The sequence below is a fragment of the Comamonas sp. A23 genome (genome assembly GCF_004522605.1).
Classification (GTDB): Bacteria; Pseudomonadota; Gammaproteobacteria; order Burkholderiales; family Burkholderiaceae_C; genus Comamonas; species Comamonas thiooxydans.
In genome coordinates this window covers 1-18,480 of sequence record NZ_RSDT01000021.1, presented here as the reverse complement: position 1 = coordinate 18,480, position 18,480 = coordinate 1, and the positions used below count along the sequence as shown (strand labels likewise).

At 58.3% G+C, this 18,480-nt stretch carries 15 protein-coding genes and 1 pseudogene; 7 read left to right on the top strand and 9 right to left on the bottom strand.

Translation table 11 applies throughout. From position 1 onward, the window contains the following. Window positions 1-83: 83 nt before the first annotated feature. The 3 genes from EIC84_RS24830 to EIC84_RS24820 all read right to left on the bottom strand — a co-directional run bounded on the left by EIC84_RS24830 (window position 84) and on the right by EIC84_RS24820 (window position 2,287). The gene (locus EIC84_RS24830; RefSeq protein WP_223305750.1) at window positions 84-509 is read right to left on the bottom strand and encodes a GNAT family N-acetyltransferase; all 426 of its coding nucleotides are present in this window, start codon (window positions 507-509) and stop codon (window positions 84-86) included. 93 nt (window positions 510-602) lie between these two features. Further along, window positions 603-1,640 carry an LLM class oxidoreductase gene (locus EIC84_RS24825; protein ID WP_003070748.1) on the bottom strand — a complete coding sequence of 346 codons (1,038 nt, stop codon included), beginning with the start codon at window positions 1,638-1,640 and terminating at the stop codon, window positions 603-605. A 23-nt stretch (window positions 1,641-1,663) separates the two neighbouring features. Further along, a complete protein-coding gene (locus tag EIC84_RS24820) occupies window positions 1,664-2,287 on the bottom strand; it encodes a glutathione S-transferase family protein (protein WP_003070746.1) in 624 nt (207 codons plus the stop codon). A 118-nt stretch (window positions 2,288-2,405) separates the two neighbouring features. Between EIC84_RS24820 and EIC84_RS24815 the strand changes: the two genes are divergently transcribed. The 3 genes from EIC84_RS24815 (at window position 2,406) to EIC84_RS24800 (ending at window position 5,848) form a co-directional block, all read left to right on the top strand. Continuing rightward, on the top strand, window positions 2,406-3,290 hold the full coding sequence (locus tag EIC84_RS24815; protein WP_003070745.1) for a LysR substrate-binding domain-containing protein: 885 nt from the start codon (window positions 2,406-2,408) through the stop codon (window positions 3,288-3,290). Window positions 3,291-4,250: 960 nt separating this feature from the next. After that, on the top strand, window positions 4,251-4,922 hold the full coding sequence (locus EIC84_RS24805) for a response regulator transcription factor (RefSeq protein WP_003070742.1): 672 nt from the start codon (window positions 4,251-4,253) through the stop codon (window positions 4,920-4,922). A 44-nt stretch (window positions 4,923-4,966) separates the two neighbouring features. Continuing rightward, window positions 4,967-5,848: a sensor histidine kinase gene (locus tag EIC84_RS24800; RefSeq protein WP_050789019.1), complete on the top strand. Its 882-nt coding sequence runs from the start codon at window positions 4,967-4,969 to the stop codon at window positions 5,846-5,848. Between the two features lie 201 nt (window positions 5,849-6,049). Here EIC84_RS24800 and EIC84_RS24795 read toward each other — a convergent pair whose 3' ends face one another. After that, window positions 6,050-6,697, bottom strand: coding sequence for a response regulator transcription factor (locus EIC84_RS24795; RefSeq protein ID WP_034363443.1), 648 nt, complete (start codon window positions 6,695-6,697; stop codon window positions 6,050-6,052). Window positions 6,698-7,127: 430 nt separating this feature from the next. On the opposite strand from EIC84_RS24795, the gene EIC84_RS24790 reads away from it, so the two are divergent. The 3 genes from EIC84_RS24790 to EIC84_RS24780 all read left to right on the top strand — a co-directional run bounded on the left by EIC84_RS24790 (window position 7,128) and on the right by EIC84_RS24780 (window position 11,369). Further along, the gene (locus EIC84_RS24790; RefSeq protein ID WP_100086441.1) at window positions 7,128-7,697 is read left to right on the top strand and encodes a fimbrial protein; all 570 of its coding nucleotides are present in this window, start codon (window positions 7,128-7,130) and stop codon (window positions 7,695-7,697) included. A gap of 63 nt (window positions 7,698-7,760) precedes the next feature. Next, a complete protein-coding gene (locus EIC84_RS24785) occupies window positions 7,761-8,519 on the top strand; it encodes a molecular chaperone (RefSeq protein ID WP_003070734.1) in 759 nt (252 codons plus the stop codon). Window positions 8,520-8,651: 132 nt separating this feature from the next. Next, the gene (locus tag EIC84_RS24780) at window positions 8,652-11,369 is read left to right on the top strand and encodes a fimbria/pilus outer membrane usher protein (protein WP_134737351.1); all 2,718 of its coding nucleotides are present in this window, start codon (window positions 8,652-8,654) and stop codon (window positions 11,367-11,369) included. A 1,008-nt stretch (window positions 11,370-12,377) separates the two neighbouring features. Here EIC84_RS24780 and EIC84_RS24775 read toward each other — a convergent pair. From EIC84_RS24775 to EIC84_RS24765, 3 genes are all read right to left on the bottom strand, one after another. Next, complete coding sequence (locus tag EIC84_RS24775) at window positions 12,378-14,153, bottom strand: tannase/feruloyl esterase family alpha/beta hydrolase (RefSeq protein WP_080554261.1); 1,776 nt, start codon at window positions 14,151-14,153, stop codon at window positions 12,378-12,380. Window positions 14,154-14,181: 28 nt separating this feature from the next. Beyond that, window positions 14,182-15,315, bottom strand: a complete 1,134-nt coding sequence (locus EIC84_RS24770) for a porin (RefSeq protein ID WP_003070728.1) — start codon at window positions 15,313-15,315, stop codon at window positions 14,182-14,184. Window positions 15,316-15,422: 107 nt separating this feature from the next. Then, window positions 15,423-15,875 carry a nuclear transport factor 2 family protein gene (locus tag EIC84_RS24765; protein ID WP_003070726.1) on the bottom strand — a complete coding sequence of 151 codons (453 nt, stop codon included), beginning with the start codon at window positions 15,873-15,875 and terminating at the stop codon, window positions 15,423-15,425. 165 nt (window positions 15,876-16,040) lie between these two features. On the opposite strand from EIC84_RS24765, the gene EIC84_RS24760 reads away from it, so the two are divergent. After that, a complete protein-coding gene (locus tag EIC84_RS24760; protein ID WP_034363439.1) occupies window positions 16,041-17,321 on the top strand; it encodes a LysR family transcriptional regulator in 1,281 nt (426 codons plus the stop codon). A gap of 9 nt (window positions 17,322-17,330) precedes the next feature. Here EIC84_RS24760 and EIC84_RS24755 read toward each other — a convergent pair whose 3' ends face one another. Further along, the gene (locus tag EIC84_RS24755) at window positions 17,331-18,041 is read right to left on the bottom strand and encodes an alpha/beta fold hydrolase (protein ID WP_003070722.1); all 711 of its coding nucleotides are present in this window, start codon (window positions 18,039-18,041) and stop codon (window positions 17,331-17,333) included. Continuing rightward, window positions 18,038-18,480 (bottom strand): annotated as a pseudogene (locus EIC84_RS24750) (protocatechuate 3,4-dioxygenase); the annotation flags it as partial. The gene EIC84_RS24755 and the pseudogene EIC84_RS24750, both read right to left, overlap by 4 nt.

Here is an 18,480-nt window from a genome sequence, read left to right as displayed (position 1 = left end):
ACCTTGTTGCCGCCCGGATGTCGGTTCGGTGCCTGACTGCGACAGCCGCAGTCAGGCCCGGACCAGACCGTCGAATATGCTCACTATCGCTGCACATCGAGGTCGTAAGTGACCCAATCGGTCGCCGACGCAAGCTTGTCGTAGAGCTGGCGCGCCTGGGCATTGCTGCCAGCGGTAATCCAGCGCACCACGGGCCAGCCACGTTCCTGGGCTTTGGCAGCCACGCCCATGATCAAGCTGCGGCCTATGCCTGAGCCACGCCGGTCTTGAGCCACAAACAGGTCGTCGAGAAACCCGACGTCCTGCGCGATCAACGGGTCAGGGCATGCACGAAAATGCGCCAATCCCAGCAAATGGCGCTCCTCCGATTCTGCGACCAGCCCTTCCATCGGGTGGCGCGGATCCATCAGCCACGACCAGCTTCGATCCAGGATCGCATCGGTCATGGGCGACTGGTAGAAATGTGCGTACTGGCGATAGAGATCGCACCATGGCGTTCGATCACTCATTTCCAGGGGGCGAATTTTCACTGCACTCGGCATTGGGGCTCTCTTATCCATGGTTGCTCGGGCTTGGTCATTCCCGAGCCGGTTCTGTGTTTCTCACCAGACGGCGGACGCCGCCGACGGTCCTTCGTGCGAGGGAAAGTGCGGCAGCACCTCTCTGGCCAACTCCTCCAGCACCTCGGCTGGCGGGCGCTGTGAAAGCTGAATGCCAAGCGCGGCATGGTTCACCCCTGCCGCCTGCCACTCTTCAAGCAAGGCCATCAGCCCTTTTCGCCCGGTGCGCAGAACATAGCCGCTGTGCAAGGGGGTCCGAGGATAGCCGGGATCATCCACCAGATCGATCCACTCGTTCGTCATATGCGGTCTGAACGCCCCTCCGGGGACAAGTTCACGCCAGGCCCGAATCTTCTCCGCAAGGTGCTGGGGCCCTCTAGGGGTATGGGTTGCATTGGGATAGGTCAGCCATCCATCCGCATGCTCGGCAATCCACTCCAGTGACTGCCCGGACGAGCCTGTCACCATCATCGGAATGCTTGCGGCTACAGGCTTGGGCAGGAACTCGGCACCTTCAAAACGTCCCAGCGGCGAGTCGATGTCCAGATGACCGGCATGCATGAGCTGGCGTATATAGGAGAGCGCCTGGGAAAAGCGCTCTGCCCGGGCACTGTGCTCCAGCCCGTAGGCCGGAAATTCCATCGGCCTGTCGCCAGAGGCCACCCCCATCACCAGACGGCCACCGGAAAGCTGGTCAATGGTCGTGGCGGCCTTGGCCAGATCAATCGGGTGACGCAAGGAGATGACGGCGCTGCCCGTTGCCAAGGCCACCTTCCTGGTTCGGGCCGCCAGGTAGGACAGATAGGTGAAAGGATCGAACACCTGCCCTGCATCTCCAAACAATGGATCGAGCAAAGGCACATCACGCACCCACACCGCTGCAAAGCCGTACCTATCGATCTCGGCGACCAGGTCCGACTGGCCGCGCAGCACCGACATATCGCCTCTGTAGCTGCGCAGCGGCAGAAAAATGCCCAGCGTCAACCTGTCCGGCGAAAACATGCGCCGATAGCCGGGGTGTCCGAAAAACGCGGCGTAAGAGGAGCCGCCCGTGCGTTCAGAGAGTTTGGATGCTTTCATTTTTGGACTCGCGAGATCTTCATTCATGCACCGGTTGCCGGTGCGGGCAGCGTGATGCCTTTGCGTACAGCCGCTCGAGCCGCAACCCGCTCGTGCCATGCACTGAGATGGCGGTGTTGACTGAAATCAAAGTGGATGATTCGCGCGATGTGCATCCAGCCGAAATGGGCAATGTCTGCAATCGAGTAGTCGTCGCCGGCCAGATACGGACGGCCCGCCAGCGCTTGATCGAGCACCGTGAACGCCTCCTGCGTCAGGCGCCGGTAACGCTCGATTGCCGGCGCAATGGGTTCATCCGCAAACAGCTCGAAGTGCACGCGCTGGCCCAGCAGCGGCCCCACGCTGGATGCATGGAGCTGCAGCCACTTGATCGCCTCCCAGCGGGCTCGCGGATCTGCCGGCAACAGCTTTCCGGTCCTGTCGGCCAGATACAGAAGAATCGCCGCCGACTCGAACAGCACGACACCGGTCTCGCTGTCCTCGAGTACCGGAATACGGCCGTGGGGGTTCAGCGCAAGAAAGGCGGATTGACGGTGCTCGCCTTCATCGATGCGCACATGGTGCAGCTGGTAAGGCAGAGAAAGCTCTTCAAGCGCGATCGTCGCTTTGAAGCCATTGGGGGAGCTGTCGGAGTAGAGATGCAACATTGAATTTGTAGATAATCTAAAACCATTGGAATCGCCGGCATCACAAATTTTCAGATGAAGACAGCCTCAAATAAAGCGATCATTTCTTCCCAATGAATTTAGAAAATCTAAAGTAGATATGAGCTATCCCTTGCAGGCATTGCGCACATTCGTAGAGGTGGGGCAGCGCAAAAGCGTCAAGGCCGCAGCGCAGGCCCTGCACGTCACCCCCGGCGCCGTAAGCCAGCAAATCCGCGTGCTGGAAGACCGCCTGGGAGTTGTCTTGCTCGAACGTGAACGCCTTGGCATGCGGCTGACCGAGGCAGGTGCGAGCGTGTACCCCAGGCTGCATGAAGCGTTTCTTCAGATTGACCAGGCGATGCATGCCCTGGAACGCAGCAAGGGAGAGCGCAGCCTGACGGTCAGCACCGTCGCAACGTTTGCGGCATCGTGGCTGGTACCTCGGCTTGGGCGCTTCAAGCAATTGCACCCCGACATCGAAATCCGCGTGGAAGCAACGTCGGAGCTGGTAGACCTGCGACGTGACCGCGTGGATGTTGCCTTGCGCCATGGGCTGGGCGACTATCCTGGGCTTGAGGTCACCTGCCTCATGGCGCCGGTTCTGACGCCTGTCGCTTCACCCGAGTTTTTGAAGACCTGCCAGGGAGCGGTGATCAATGAGGCAGGCGATTGCCTTGACTATCCCCTGCTACACGACGGAGACCGCGCAGATTGGCCGCTCTGGCTCAAGGCGCACGGGGTGGCCGACGACGCGCGTGCGCAGCGCGGCAGCGCATTTGAAGACGACTTCCTTCTCATCCGCGCGGCGGAAGCTGGACAGGGCCTGGCGCTGGTGCCGCAGGCATATGCCCAGGAAGAAATCGCGACAGGCCGACTCGTTCAGGTGCTGGACAAACCCTGGCCGGCAAGATTCGCCTACTACGCCGTGACCCGCCCTGGTGCGGCTGACCGCCCCGAAGTGCGCGCCTTCCTGGACTGGATTCGCGCAGAAGCGGCCCAGTAAGGCCGCAAGCAGAGACCCTGCTGCCCCTGCTGCCCCTGCTGCCCCTGCTGCCCCTGCTGCCCCTGCTGCCCCTGCTGCCCCTGCTGCCCCTGCTGCCCCTGCTGCCCCTGCTGCCCCTGCAGGCTGCTCGAATTGAATCACCCGCCGCGCGAAGCTGCAGGCAGTACAGCAGTACGACAAGGCGAAGCAACGACGTATCAAGAGTTGTGTTCGCGGCTCCAAAGCAATACCGGGCGATGCAATAACCGCCACGGCAATCAGCGATTATTCATACCATTGTTGAATGGCAATTTCCCAAGCTACTGAAGGTATTTCGCCAATAGACCCGACATGCAACGGCAATGATTCGAAACGGCAACCCTCAAACCGTGAATATCGTCCAATCGCTCAAAACCAGATTATTTCCAGCATTGATTCCTCGAAATGGAAGGTCTGAGAATTATCTACCCTCTTTCCTTCCAATCGCTAAAGAATAAAAATTCGGCTTATCAAATATCAATTGAGATATTTCATCTCAAAAAATACTCAACTTATTTTCCAAGAAACATCACCAAGCAAATACGCTCAATTAATGACTTAAATATACCATCGATAGCCAAGACAACAATGCAAATAGCACAAAATTTACGACGATTTATTTCAATTTCATATAAATTTAAAAATTAAATCAACATAGTTAAGTCAATTAATTACGCCAACAACATGACTCAGCAAACACAACCTCAAGCAGCTACCCATTTCCCAGGATTCATTTTGTAAATTCAGTAAAAATTGACATTATTTGACATTTTCTATGGATTTCCCAATGAGCACTAATTAGTTTCCTAGAGTATTCAAGCCCCCTGGTCTTTTCGTCGGGAGCCATCTATGCCAGCCGTCCAGACTTCATCTTGCCCGCCCTTGTTTAGCAATCACAATGACCCGCCTCCATCGCTTAGCCACTCGATGTGGCCCGGGCACATGGTGGGCCAGCGAGAGCAGCCCGTTCGCGTCTTTCTGGTGGACGACGACAGCCATATCCGCAGAGTGATTGCCCAGGATCTGATGGGCGACTCAAGAACCCTTCTGGTTGGGCACGCCTGCAGCTTGCGTGAGGCACGCAAGAGCATTCAGCAGCACGACTTCGACGTTCTGCTGATTGATCTCAACCTGGGCGACGGCGAAGGTCTGGATTTGCTTGAACTTGTCCAAGGAACACACCCGCATGTGCAAAGCATTATCGTCTCGGTAACTGAAAGAGATGAAAAGGTCTTTCAGGCTTTCGAGAAAGGTGCTGTAGGCTATTTGCTGAAAAACTCCTGGTTTGGCGACTACGCACAAGCTGTATTGCAAGTTGCCAATGGCGGTGCATCCATTACTCCATCTCTTGCCAAGAAAATCCTGTCGCTGGTCAGCAGATCACAGACTTATGTCGTTCCGGCGTCAAGCCTCACCAAGGAAGAGAAACTTTCTGAGCGAGAAATAGAAATACTGAAACTCATTGCCTGCGGCTACAGCTCCCCTGAAATATCCACGCAGCTCAAGATAAGCACATTGACCGTATCCACGCATGTAAAGAACATGTACCGAAAGTTGCAAGCCAAGACAAGAGCTCATGCCGTGAAAGCCGCCTCTTTGCGTGGGTTGATATAAATTTGAAGGCATTTTCTATATCTACAGCCCGAGATGGCAAGCGTATGGAATCACTGAGAAATATCGGTTGGAGGGCAACAACCATTTTCCTTCAGACCATTACCATACTGAGCTGGTGTTTTCTCACACCACTGCGGGATCAGAATTGGTTTTTTGTCTTCAGTATTTTGGTGGCTTTGAGCGGATTGTTTATCTCGCTTCGCTACATTCCTCGAATCTATCGTCTCATCAAGGCCAGGCTGCGCGCCAGTGCCCAACCCTCAAAAGAAGTCCAGGAAGAGCGCAAGCGCATCGCGTCAGACCTGCACGACACCCTGGGCAGCCAGTTGGTAGAGGCCTTGAACCTGATGAACTCACAGCCCTCGGTTGAAGATGGCCCTGCCAGAAAAGTCCTTGAGCAATCGCTGCTGGACCTGCGCCTGATCGTCGACTCCATGGATGCGCAATCCGACAACCTGGCCATGCGCCTGGCGCGATTGCGCTACCGGCTGGAGCCCGCGCTTCAAAGAAAAGGCCTTGTACTGCACTGGCAGTTGACCGACCCTGAGCTCGGGGTCGGCCAGCAGACGACGCTGCAGCTTCCCAGAGACCGCGTTGCGCATGAAATCCTGGCCGTCGTTCAGGCCGGCATAAGCAATGCCATCGAGCACGCCCATGCAACCGAGATGTGGCTGACCCTGGAGCCCTATCAACAAGGCGATCTGCAGAGCTTCGGCTGGGACTGGTATCTGAGCATAGAAGACAACGGCACGGGCTTCGATCTTCGGGCCGTGCTCAACAACCCCGGCAAATCCGGGCAAGGCGTCATCAACATGTTTCATCGAATGCGAAACATCGGCGGCGACCTTCACATCCAACCCCGTCATGGTGGAGGCACACAGGTATTGATGCGATGGCGGTCTGAACCGACCAGCCTTTGCCAGTGAAGCCTGAATTGAGCGGGCAGCGCAGAACGCCATCATCGGAAAGCTCTCCGCACACCATGAAAAGAGGCCCCTTGAAAGCCCTATGCAGGCCTGCGGAAGGCGTCTTGTCGTCGACAGAGATCCGGCGCCGGCGCTGGAGCAGCACTCAGAGTCGTGCCCACGTCATGCTCGATCGGGGGCACCAGGGCAAGCGATCTCATCTCATTGATGAAACACGCCGCTATTCAGGCAAAACGCCATCAGCTCCTGATTGGACTTCGCCTCGAGCTTGCGCATCGCGGTCATCTTCTGCGAGCTGACCGTCTTGATGCTGCGGTTCAGACGTTCGGCAATCTCGGCAAGGCTGCCTCCCCGCACGTAGTAGCGCAGGACTTCGAACTCGCGCGGAGTCAACGACTTGAAGCGCTCCTGCAACATCTGATGCTGAAGCGAAACGTTGGTCTCCAGGAAGGATGGCGGGGTGTAGGTGTTGCCCAGCGACACCAGCCGTATGGCCTTGAAGACCTCGGTGGGGTCGTCCTGCTTGAAGACCACGCCCTTGACGCCGGCCTCGTAGAGCGCCTTCACGATCATCGGGTTCGACAGCATCGTCAGCACGATGACCTTCAGGCCCTCGAACTGGCGCAGCAGATAGCCGATGAACTTGATGCCGTCGCCGTACTGCGGATCAGGCATGTGATAGTCAACGATGACGATGTCGGGAAGAGACTTCGTCAGCTCCGCCACAAGCTCCGTCGAAGAGCTGGCAGTGGCGGTCAGCGTGAGATGGATATTTTGCTTGAGCAGGTCGCCAAGCCCCATCAGCACCAGCGGGTGATCATCTGCCAGGACTATTCGTAGTTTCGTCATGCTTCTCTCAATTCGGCCTCGATTTTGCCCGCCAAAATCCCGGCTTATCGAGATGTGTCTCAAGACGGCATTAACTTTCAGGAGTGCGCTGCACGACCTCTTGAAGCTAATCAAGACTGATTAGAAAAGATATTCCCGAAACGCAATAGTTAAAAATCTACAACTGTCGGGTTGCGGGCAGCAGCCAGAAAACTCTTGACAAATATTGCGCCCGGTCTCCCCCCGAAAGCTCCGAATTTCAAGATCGCACAAGGCGACTTTGAGAATTTTCTGAGACTTTCCAGCCTCCCATTTTCATATCCTTGCCAGGCACCTCAACAAAAGGTGCGCAAGCAAATCGCAATGCATTTGCATTCGATTTGAGGGAGTTTCCGCACCCGCACTCCAACGCCCGGAAACACTTTCTCAATCTTCAATCAAAGAGTCATTTATGAAAAAACTCGTTATGAGCCTGGCCGTCCTGTCTGCATTCGGTGCTGCGAGCATTGCTCAAGCCGCCCCGGCTGACGGAGCCAAAGGCATTATCAAGTTCACCGGCGTGATCAATGCAGATGCATGCCAGCTGACCAGCCCCAGCGGTACGGTCGCCGGCAAGACCCTGACCGTGAACCTGGACGAGGTCTCCTCCTCCGCGCTGGGCACCGAGGCCGCGCCTGCTACGTCCGGCACCGCCCTGACCGCTCAGGCGAAGGAACTGGATCTGGACGTGCAGTGCGCCACCGGCACCAAGGTGTCGATGACGATCACCCCGTCTGCCGTCTCCGGCCAGGGTATCGCCGTGGAAGGCGGTGCTGAGAACGTCCAGATCATGCTGACGCGCGACGGCAAGTCGCTGGACTTCACCACCGGCTCCGCCGATGTGGCTGCCAGCCCTGCGGTCGACGGCAAGTTCCGCATCCCCCTGAAGGCCTACTACACCCGTGTTGCGGGCAAGCAACTGGCCGACGTCAAGGTGGGTCCCGCCAACGCAACGGTCAACTACGTCCTGAAGTACGAGTAAATATCGGAATGCCGCGGCAAGCCGGTGAGCCGGCCGGGCCGCGGCTCAAAAAAAGAGATTGCAATGACATCTTTCGCCCAATTCCAACGCGTCTTTGTCGGCGGCTTTGCGGCAGTGAGCATGCTCTACGGAACTTGCGCACAAGCATCAATATCACTGAGTGCCACCCGGGTCATTGTGCAAGAGGGCAAGCAAGAGGCCTCCATCACGGTACGCAATAGCGGCACCCCGACTCTTGTCCAGGCATGGCTGGATTCGAATACGCCCGATGCTGCCGACAACCTTCCCTTCGCCGTCACACCGCCGCTTGCCAAGGTTGCTGCGCCCGGTCAGCAGCTCATGCGCGTGCTCTATGCCGGAGGCAACACCGGCCTTCCCGGCGACCGCGAGTCGGTCATGTGGTTGAACGTGCAGGAAATCCCGCAGGCAACGACCGGCAAGAACCAGCTCCAGATCGCGCTTCGGCAGCGGATCAAGGTATTTTTCCGCCCGACCGGAATCGTGGGCGCCGTAGCCGATGCGCCAGGCTCCTTGCGCTGGGCCCTTGTCCAGGACGCAGGAGGAAAGCAGGCGCTCAAGATAACCAACCCCAGCATGTACCACGTGTCGTTTGCCTACTTGGGCATTGCTGGCGGCAAGGAACTGCCTTCGCCCGCCATGATCGCTCCGGGCGAAACGCGCTTGCATAGCGTCGACGGCGTTGCGCCCAATGCAAGCATCACCGTCAAGATCATCAATGACTTCGGTGGCGTTGACGCCTTTGACGTTCAACCGTCCGAGGAGTCCGCAAGGCCTTCTTCAGCAGTCAAGGCAGACCAGTAGCGGCAGGGCGCCCTCTTCTGCGCCCTGCCTTCCACATCCCCGGGTTCGGACAAGCATTCCGCTGCACATCAGCGGATGGGGCTTTCTTGCGCCCTGTTTTTTGGAGCCGCCCGCCAATTTGCTCGCCCACCTATGCCGAACAATCACGAACTTCGTCGCGACGACCTCTCTCCTCACCCTGTTCTTCGCCGCTGGCTGGCTGGCGTGCTGTGCGCATCTCAGGCCGTTGGTGCAGCAGCGTGGGCAGAACAGGAAGCCGTGCACCAGGCACCAGGCGGGGCTGCGGCGCCCCTCAAAAAACCGCAAGCGGTACAGGTTGCTGCGCTGGACGCCCCGGTCGTCGTCGGCTACAACACCGCCTTCCTCTACGGAATGACGTCCACCACCGACATCAGGACACTGCTGGCCGGCTCTGGCGTTCCACCGGGCTTTCAACGCGTCGACTTCTATATCAACCAGATGCTTGTCGGCCGGCTGGATGTCGAGTTCTCGCTCAACCCCAAAAGCGACGAAATCGAACCGTGCATTACCGTGGCCATGCTGGAACAAGGCGGGGTTGATCTGGCCAAGCTCCCCAGCCCGCTGGAGCCAGGCGCCAGCTGTCTGCGCCTGCAGGAAGTCATACCGGACGCAAGCGCTGCATACGATATGGCAAGCCTGCGCCTGAACGTGAGCGTGCCGCAGATCTACATGACATCGCTGCGTCGTGGCTATATCGACCCCTCCCTGTGGGAGACCGGCGCCGACGTCGCCTTTCTCAACTACAGCCTCAATGCACGCCGCAGCGAGTTGCAGCACGGCGACTCCCGGAACGATCTCAGCGCCAGCGTCCGTTCAGGGGTCAACCTGGGTGAATGGCGCTTGCGCAACGACTCATACCTGACTTCCGGAAGCCGTCGGCCGACGGAATTCAGGAGCCAGAACACCTATCTGCAGCGCGGCTTCAACACCCTCAAAAGCCAAATGGTCGTGGGAGAGACATACACCTATTCGCCGTTGTTCGACAGCGTGCGCTTTCTCGGCATGCAACTGGCCTCCGATGAGGCCATGCGACCTGACGAGGAGCGAGGCTACGCGCCGGTGATCCGCGGCACGGCGGAAAGCAACGCGACCGTGGAGGTCCGCCAGAAAGGCTATCTGATCTACACGACGACCGTTGCCCCCGGCCCGTTTGCAATCACTGACTTGCAGCCCTCCGGCACCAACGGAGACCTGGAGATCGCAGTCATCGAGGCCAGCGGAGCCCGGCGCATATTTCGGCAGGCATTCGCCAGCCCTCCGCTGATGGTCCGCGAAGGCCGGATCAAGTACGACATTGCTGCCGGCCAGGTGCGCCTGGATCGCCGCCAGCAGGAGCGGCCTGGTTTTGTCAGCGGATCGATGATCTACGGCTTGACGGCCAACACCAGCCTGGCTGCCGGTCTGCAGGCCTCGCCCGGCTATTTGTCGTATTCGCTGGGTGCGGGCCTGAACACGCCGCTTGGCGCGGTCTCCCTGGATGCCATCCACTCGCGCAGCAACGCCGGCGGCTTGTCCGCAAGCGGGGACCGTCTCAACTTTCGCTATGCAAGATTTGTCGAGACGACCGGCTCCCATGTCTCCTTCAATGTGCAGCATGGCTTGCGCGAAGGGTTTCGCACGCTCTCCGATCACGTCGAGCGAAACGGCGCGCTGGCCGGCTCGCGGCCTGGCCAGCACTGGAGCCTGGGGCAAGGCAGCCGCCAACGCCTGGACGGCTACCTCTCTCAACCTGTCGGCCGCGGCTATGTCTATCTGAACGGGTCCTATGGCAAGAACTGGAATGGAACCGCTTCGCGCAGCGTGTCGCTGGCGTACAGCAATACGATCGGCAAGCTGAACTACAACATCTCGTTCACGCAATCACGAAACCTGAACTCGTCATGGGCCAACGCTCACGCCCCTCGTCATGACAACACCTTGATGCTCACGCTCAGCATGCCCCTGGGCGGCCCGGGCAACTCCACGCACGCCTTCTCTACACTGAGTCGGCAACGTGCCGGTACAAGTGCGCAGGCCGGCGTCTCCGGCACACTGCCCTTCGAACGCAATGTCAGCTACACCGTGGCTGGCAACAGGGATGCGGACGGCCAGCGCGACGCCTCGATCGGCGTGGGCACCGCAACCTCATTCGGCCGCCTCAATGCCAGCTACACCCATGGCGACCGCTACCGTGCGAGCAATTTCTCGGCATCGGGGTCCGTCGTGGCCCACGCAGGCGGCGTCAACCTCGGCCAGGGCTTGGGCGAAACCTTCATGCTCGCCAAGATCGAGCCCCCGGTGCCGGGCGTGGCAATCTCGAGCTTCTCCGGCGTCGAGACAGGACGCAATGGCTATGCAGTCATCCCCAGCGCTACCCCTTTCCGCGGCAACTGGGTGACGCTCAGGACACAGGGGCTCTCCAAGGACGTCGATATCACCAACGGCACACAGATGGTGGTGCCTACACGGGGCGCAGCCGGGCTGGCCAGGTTCACGGCAGTGACCGGGCGCCGCGTGCAGTTCGAATTGCGCGGGACCGACGGCCAGCCCCTGCCCTTTGGCGCGACTGTCGATGAACTGGACGGGACAAGGCTGGGGATTACCGACCCGCGCGGCCGTGCCCTGACCCTGCTGCCCACAGACCGCGAACACGGCGAGCTGGACGTACGCTGGGACAAGGCCACATGCCGCGTTGCCTATACGCTGCCGCCAAAGGTCGAAGGCGAGAACTACCAGCGCCACGCGCTTACCTGCTCGACACCCATCCCGCCCTCTCCCGAGCGCAAGGACCCCCGCTCCATTGCAGCAAGCGATGTACGGGCCAGGGGCCCCAAGGCTGACGCCTCATAACAGACGTCCAACAGGCCCAAAGGGCGGGAAGTGGTTCCCGCCCTTTTTTGTCCCGGCCAGGTAGCCAGATAGAGCGCTGAGCCCTCCACGCAAAGGCGACTGAAGCTGGCAGCAGCCAGAACGCTATCTTCGCCAGCAAGTTCCATATGCCGGCAAACGGAATGGATTGAGCCGGCCGCTCTGCAACGCTCAAACACCGTCGCGCCTTCATCGATACTTGCCTGACTTTTCGCGGCTCTCGACTCCTCGCCTTGCAATCTGGCTGGCGATGCCCCGTGGTCTGATGGTCTGCGACAGGCACGGCGGCACCGGCAGTCATGGCTGCGTATTCCGGTCAAACTGACCGCCTGTGCTGGTTGTGGCTGACCAGGCTGCTGGTCGTGACCGACGGAGCTCGGCCATGAGCGGTCGTCTGGCGCGAGGCCGCCAACGGCAGGTTGAGGCTGTCTACAGTCGCTCAACTCAAAGATTCCAATGACTGCAAGTGCCTAAAGCAGTCTTTGGAGCGTAACTTCCTCGTAGGTCCACTCCAAACCTAAAAGCCGTCGGTGAATTGTCACGAATTTCGGGTGACCGCTTTTACCTGGGTCGAACTGGTCCTATCGATCCAGAGCGGATGTTCATAACAATTTTCTTGTGGATGCACTCCGGGGCTGTCGGCAGCAGATCAGCGGTAGCCAAAGCGCGCGCGGAAAGTTCGGCAAATCATGCACGTGGCCAGCATCCACATGCTGGGGCGATCTCCGGAACACATCAACAATGTGGTTTGCCCCCAGTCTCAATGCGTAATGCTTGCGCACGTCTTTCAGCACACTGCGTCGACGAAAAGGCTGCTATTTACAACGCTGCAGCCCCTGTCGCCAACTTTGCCAAAAGCACAATGGGCTCAATCGAGCCCATTGCTTATCCGTCAAAAATATTGCATCAGGGCGTTATTGTGATGCCTTCTGAGGTTGGGACATCAATATCAACAGGCCCTATGGAGAAGGTCCAGCGAGCAGAAGCTACTCACATTGCTCGACAAACATAGTTAGTCGCCAGTGCACCGCCTTGAGGCGCTGCGCCAATGTAATGTGGATACGAACCAAATCGGCACATAGGTTTCGCTGCTACAAGTTCAAACGGCGGCAATGGCTTACGACTAGTAAGAAGCAGTTCGTTAGCCGGCTTCTTGCCATTTGCCACCCAATCATCAATAAGCCCAACGAAATCGATTGCACCGGGTGTCCCGTAAGTCGGAGCATTGGCAGATCCTGCTGGCAATCCAGTTGATGTATGGGGCAAACCGGGCACGGAATAAGCCATGAAAAACTCATCGACCTTCTGCTTCCCCATTTTTGCCACCACAGCATCGTAATAATCGATACCAGTTTGAGGGCTATTGCCTTTGTCCGACAGGTTCTCGCGCAAGATCAACTTACCTCCTCGTGCATAGAACGCACTGAGATCAGGGTCTGTCATATCCATCCATTGCGATAGCTGCTGCAGTCGAGCCACATGCTCCTCTGACTTGAAATCCAGTGGGTTGTATTTCGCATCTTTTGTGACGAAGTAACGAACCAAGCTACCGCCTACGGAATAGCTACGCCCTCCCCCAGTTGCATCGGGATTTGAGCTGGGTGCAACCGTTCCTGTCACCCAGCGTTCGAAAGCGCCATCAACACCTTCACTACCGTACAAGTAACCTGGATAGGATTGCAGTTGATTAGCCAGCGCGAAGGAATACCGTTGGCCTCCATATACCCAGCGCAGGGTCGCTAGCTGTGCATCTGAAAAGCATGAGCCCCCATCATCATTACCGCTGGGGCAACGGAGAGCGGCAATCGCCTCCTCCGCAAGGGGCTGACAGGCCTTGTAATTGCTCACGACCTGATCCTCGATGCCGTCAATAGCATCACAGGCCTTTCGGACCGTGTCATGAACAAGTTGTACTTTGCCCCCCAGCCAAGCTCCTGGCTGGCTCTGAACTTGGCCCATGCTCAACTGGAACTGCCAAAGGCCCATAAGCCGAATCACAGGGTCTACGACGACGATCCCATCAAAATCTGCTGGATATCGCTGAGCCATCAGCATGCCTTCGCGGCCGCCTTCAGAACCTCCGATGTAATAAGCCTTGAGCGCTCGGCGTCCGTAGAATTTTTCCGACATCTGCACACCTACATCACGCGTCTTTTTGTACGCGGCATACGCATAGTTTGTCAGCGCTTCATCATTAAGAGCGAAGGCTCCGGCATCCACGCCGGCTGAAACTTGGTGCCCTGAATCTGTGCCAAGAGTCATATAGCCCCTTGTAAGCGGCAGCGGCGTCTCGGGGCCATCTGCACGGCCTGGACCAAGACCAGTCACCAAGGTCCCGTTGAGTCCACCACCGCCCATTTGCACGCTCTTTCCGTTCCATGAGGTGGGAAGATTGACTTGGGACTTGATCAACGGTGCCGAAGCGTCTACAGGACGAATGTCAATCAGCAATTCGCAATAGTCTGGCGTTGCTGCAACCATTGCCGTTCCAGCCGCATTAGGAACTGCGGCCATCGCGGTACGGTACGTAGCTTTGGTGACAACAGCGCCTTTGGTCGGTTCCGCAATACTTGCTGCATCAACTTGAGCACTCTGCAGCGCAACACAAGCATTGGCGGCATCACGAACGACCTGTGGAGAGGTAAAGTCTGCACTGCCATCGTCTCCACCGCATGCTGACACTAATAAGCTTGCGGCAAGGGCGACTGGAGCAAAGTAGAAGCCGGCTGGTGCTTTAAAAGACGGAATAGTTTTGGCTCGTTCCATGGGGTGTGTCCTTTTTTTTCGAGAGTTCTTAGAACGAATGCCTCAGACCCAGCATCACCCCGGTTTGAGAATCTCCCGCGAGCGGGTTGCCTCCCACAGCAGCTGAGCTGACGGAAATGGCCAAACGCTTTCCATTGTTTATGTGCGCGACCTGGGCATACGCAGCCGTTCGCTTGGAGAACTTGTAGGTACCGCGCAATGCAGCCAGTGTCGAATGATCGCCACCCTGCGAATAGCGCAGCTGCTGTATTTGCCCGTCTACGGTAACGGCTGTAGACGGACTCCAGGAAAGTCCCACCCAAGCTAGGTTGCTGCGTCGAGTCGCGCCATTGGTAAGCGATGCGGCTGCAGCCGCGTCGTTGTCACGGCGGATCACGCCAGCCCCAAATTTGAGCGAAGGAGTCAACGAGGCATAGCCATTGAGCATGATGCGCCGGTCCTTCATGTCCGAACGCACCAGCCCCGCAAAAGCGCCTGTACCGCCGCGCATCTCGTCAACAGCTATCGCAGCTCCCCAAGGAGCAGTGTCGTACTTGAGCATGGCAGACCACTGGCGGCAAGCCTGCCTGTCCGTGCTTGATTCCCCTGCGCAATTGGCCCCTGATGGACTAGGACCGGCATTGACCGTATCACGTCCGAAACTGTAGGAGCCCCCCAGACTCCAGGCTCCAAAGCGGCCGCGATAGGCCAGCGAATTATCGGTACGTGTATTGGGTATGTAGCTGTCCAGGCTGCTGAGTCCGAAGGCATTTGGCCCCAGCAGATCGGCATCGAACAGCGCCCAGTACAGCATGGTGTAGTTCCGTCCCACCGATGCACTCCCCCAGCCTCCACTCAAGCCGACCCAGGCTTGACGCCCGAAGCCACGACCACCCTGATTGAGGGTTCCGGAATCCACGCCGAATCCGGACTCAAGTGCAAATTCGGCATTCAGGCCGCCGCCCAGATCCTCCTTGCCGCGAACGCCCCAACGCGAAGGCGCCGTACCAGTCAACCCAGGCATTCTCATCAACGAGCCTCCGCCCTGCACATTGCTTAGGTGCTCAATTCCGGTATCCAGGTGCCCATATAGCGTGACCGAAGAAGCGGTCTGTGCCCGCGCACCCATGGCTGCAGCCAACGATAGCGAAGCTAACAACACCGGGCTGAAATTACGTTTCATGTTTTTGTCTCCTGTTGATGTAGTAATAGAAATCAGCACGCCGCAACGCCACACCCGTTTGAGAGTGCTAGCTACAGACGCTTGGGGAATGGGAGTGCTCGCCCCGTTCAGGCGGCGGGACTATCGCAGAACATGACAAAGCGCGCCTCGCGCCGAGCAATCAACCAATGGCCTTCGGCAGTGCGGCAAAAGTGGTCGTTGAATTCGCCCAGCAGTTGTCGAGCATGAGCCTTACGACCATGCACTGTCACTGGCTCCGAGTCATCGCAAGACCAAAGCAGCACCTGGCTATGCGCGCTTGCGGTGTCCGCGCCATGCATTTCGACCAGGATATTGGTGAGCAAATGTCGTGACATGCGGCCGGTTGGTCGCTTCTGATAGGCAGCCGCAATGGCACTGCGACCCTCCAATGGTTCACCATTAGGACGCTGCAACACGGCATCTTCGGCAAACAACTGTGAGAAGCGCAGGGCATCTCCAGCGTCGGCATAGGCCGCTGCACGTAAAACCAGATCAATGCAAGCCTGTTGGTTCAGCTGCTGTTGCAGGTCGTTGTTCATCACATGTCTCCTCGGATCGGCCACTTGAGTTATGCCGTTTTTATTTGATGTCCAAGGATTCCACGAGCCAGCATTTAGAGCCAATGCCACCATCCATTCAATCAATGCGTTTTACTTATGAGGCAATGACGCCAAAGACTGTCGTTACGTTAATCTAGACGAGCCATGAACCTTCCATCTCTATCACCGCCCAGCGTCATCACGCATGAGTCATCGCATTTCCCGGATTTGGCCAGCCAGTTGCGATCCATGCGAGCCGCACTGACTGTCGTGCGTCAAGGTAGCACCATTCGCGCAGCGCAGGCGATGCACCTATCCCAGCCAGCTGTTGCAAGATCAGTGCTGCAGCTTGAGGACGCTTGCAGGCTTCCGCTTTTCATTCGCGGTGCACGTGGCATGATGCCGACCGCACTGGGAAACCAACTAGCTGCACGTATCGAGACAATGCTCCAGCATCTTGGCAGCGGAGCCGCCGAAGCTCAGGCCGCATCCACCCTCACAACGCGGCGTTCTTCATTGCCTCACCGCTTCGCAGAGGTGGTGCCTCCTGGGCATTTACGAGCCCTGCTGGCTATCGCCCGATGCGGCAGCGAGTCCCTCGCGGCGCAGGAGATAGGCGTCACACAGCCATCCATACATGCCGCGCTTCAAGGCCTGGAGGCCAGCCTGGGCCTGCAGCTGTTTTACAAGCTCACCTTCGGAACTCGGCTCACACCGTCGGGAGAAGCTCTGCTGCGGCGTGTCAAATTGGCTTTGGCGGAAATCAGGGATATGGAAAGCGATATCTCGGCCTGGCATGGTCAGATCAAGGGGCGTGTGGTGGTCGGGGTATTGCCGCTGTCCGTCGGCATCTTTTTGCCAAGTGCCGTAGACATGCTCTCCGCAAGTCACCCCGACATTGAGATCAGCATTGTTGACGGCACCTACGAAAGCCTGATGCAAGGCCTTATGAGTGCAGATATTGATGTCATTGCCGGCGCACTGCGTGCACAGGTGCCGGGGGATGAGGTGCAGCAGCTTCAAATGTTCGACGACGACCTGGTTGTAGTCGCACCCAGCAATCACGACAGCCTACAGCGTAAGCACCTGACACTGAAGGAGCTTCTGCAATGGCAGTGGGTTACGCCATTGCCCAACACACCAGCAGACAGTGCAATGGTCAAGCTATTCCGCTCGCACGGCCTGGAGCCGCCGCGCAGCAATCTCCGAGCGAGCAGCCCGACCATGACGCTGGCCTTCGTGCTGCAGACCGGCAGGCTTGCCCTTGCCTCGCGTGGACAGGCCATGCGGGACAACCATGGCGGCTTGCTGTCTATCTTGCCCGTGGAACTGCCCTCCACTCGCCGAGGCATAGGCCTTGCGATACGTGCGCAGGGAACCGCCTCACAGAATCTGGAACTGTTCATACGGGCCTGCCGCCAGACCATGGCGGACATGCCCGGATAGCTCGTTCGCCTAGCGAAGCATCCAGTCGGCCAGGGCTTTGGACACCTGTTCAGGCTGCTCCATGGTACTCATGTGACCGCTATCCTCGATCACCACCAACTCTGCTCTAGGACATAACTCCTGCATGCGTTCGTGACGGGACAAAGGACTCCAAAGGTCTTGCCGCCCGCAGACCAACAAGGTTGGACAATTGAGCGACTGCAAGACCGCTGTGGCGTCGGGCCGCCCCAGCAGAGCATCAATCTGTGCGGAAAAGATTGCCGGAGTGAAGCGCGCGACCATGTCCAGGACTTCCTCGAACAGCGGAGTGTCAAGACGACCGGGATGTACCATGCCTCGCGCCCATTGGGCGCCCATCTCGCGCATGCCGTGATCACGCGCCTTGCGCAGCAAAGCCATCCGTTTGGCACGCTCGCTGGCACCGGCCTCACCAGTCGCGATGGGCTCCATGCCGGTGTCCAGCAAAGCCAGACGCTCTACGCGCTGTGGAGCCATCCTCGCGATCTCCAGTGCCACACGCCCCCCCATGGAATGCCCGGCCAAGGAAAAGCGCTGTGCACCTACTTCGCTCAGCACCAGATGGGCCATGTCTTCAATGGAAGCCGCATGCTCATAAGATGGAATGATGCTGTCCGCGAAGGAAAGCGCCTTTCTCTGCTCATGCCATACCACCTCGTCACAAAGCAAGCCGGGCAAAAATACGATGCAGGGTCTGCTCATGCTGCATCCTCCAAAATCAGATGGCCGACGGCCGTGTCCGATGCGGGCACATGGTAGAAGCGGTGCGCCACCTTGGGCAGCGGTGCGGGGCCGTCTACATCGGACATGGCACCGCGCGCGATCAGCCACATCACCAGCTCGATGCCTTCCGAGCCGGCTTCGCGCACATAGTCGATATGCGGCATCTGCGCCAGCCCATGCGGGTTCTCGACCAGCAGGTCCAGGAACTGGTTGTCCCATTCCTTGTTGATCAGGCCCGCGCGCGCACCCTGCAACTGGTGGCTCATGCCGCCCGTGCCCCAGATATGCACGTTGATGTCCTGGTCGTAGCTCTCCACGGCCTTGCGGATGGCGCGGCCCAGGTTGAAGCAGCGCTGGCCGGTGGGCACGGGATACTGCACCACGTTCACGGCGAAGGGGATCACCGGGCAGGGCCAGG

What these genes read in the sequence shown, in the direction of transcription:
- EIC84_RS24770 (WP_003070728.1), bottom strand. Translation starts at nt 15,315, where the DNA reads ATGAAACGTAATTTCAGCCCGGTGTTGTTAGCTTCGCTATCGTTGGCT.
- EIC84_RS24785 (WP_003070734.1), top strand. Translation starts at nt 7,761, where the DNA reads ATGACATCTTTCGCCCAATTCCAACGCGTCTTTGTCGGCGGCTTTGCG.
- EIC84_RS24775 (WP_080554261.1), bottom strand. Translation starts at nt 14,153, where the DNA reads ATGGAACGAGCCAAAACTATTCCGTCTTTTAAAGCACCAGCCGGCTTC.
- EIC84_RS24820 (WP_003070746.1), bottom strand. Translation starts at nt 2,287, where the DNA reads ATGTTGCATCTCTACTCCGACAGCTCCCCCAATGGCTTCAAAGCGACG.
- EIC84_RS24830 (WP_223305750.1), bottom strand. Translation starts at nt 509, where the DNA reads ATGAGTGATCGAACGCCATGGTGCGATCTCTATCGCCAGTACGCACAT.
- EIC84_RS24790 (WP_100086441.1), top strand. Translation starts at nt 7,128, where the DNA reads ATGAAAAAACTCGTTATGAGCCTGGCCGTCCTGTCTGCATTCGGTGCT.
- EIC84_RS24795 (WP_034363443.1), bottom strand. Translation starts at nt 6,697, where the DNA reads ATGACGAAACTACGAATAGTCCTGGCAGATGATCACCCGCTGGTGCTG.
- EIC84_RS24825 (WP_003070748.1), bottom strand. Translation starts at nt 1,640, where the DNA reads ATGAAAGCATCCAAACTCTCTGAACGCACGGGCGGCTCCTCTTACGCC.
- EIC84_RS24755 (WP_003070722.1), bottom strand. Translation starts at nt 18,041, where the DNA reads ATGAGCAGACCCTGCATCGTATTTTTGCCCGGCTTGCTTTGTGACGAG.
- EIC84_RS24805 (WP_003070742.1), top strand. Translation starts at nt 4,251, where the DNA reads ATGGTGGGCCAGCGAGAGCAGCCCGTTCGCGTCTTTCTGGTGGACGAC.
- EIC84_RS24765 (WP_003070726.1), bottom strand. Translation starts at nt 15,875, where the DNA reads ATGAACAACGACCTGCAACAGCAGCTGAACCAACAGGCTTGCATTGAT.
- EIC84_RS24780 (WP_134737351.1), top strand. Translation starts at nt 8,652, where the DNA reads ATGCCGAACAATCACGAACTTCGTCGCGACGACCTCTCTCCTCACCCT.
- EIC84_RS24760 (WP_034363439.1), top strand. Translation starts at nt 16,041, where the DNA reads ATGAACCTTCCATCTCTATCACCGCCCAGCGTCATCACGCATGAGTCA.
- EIC84_RS24800 (WP_050789019.1), top strand. Translation starts at nt 4,967, where the DNA reads ATGGAATCACTGAGAAATATCGGTTGGAGGGCAACAACCATTTTCCTT.
- EIC84_RS24815 (WP_003070745.1), top strand. Translation starts at nt 2,406, where the DNA reads ATGAGCTATCCCTTGCAGGCATTGCGCACATTCGTAGAGGTGGGGCAG.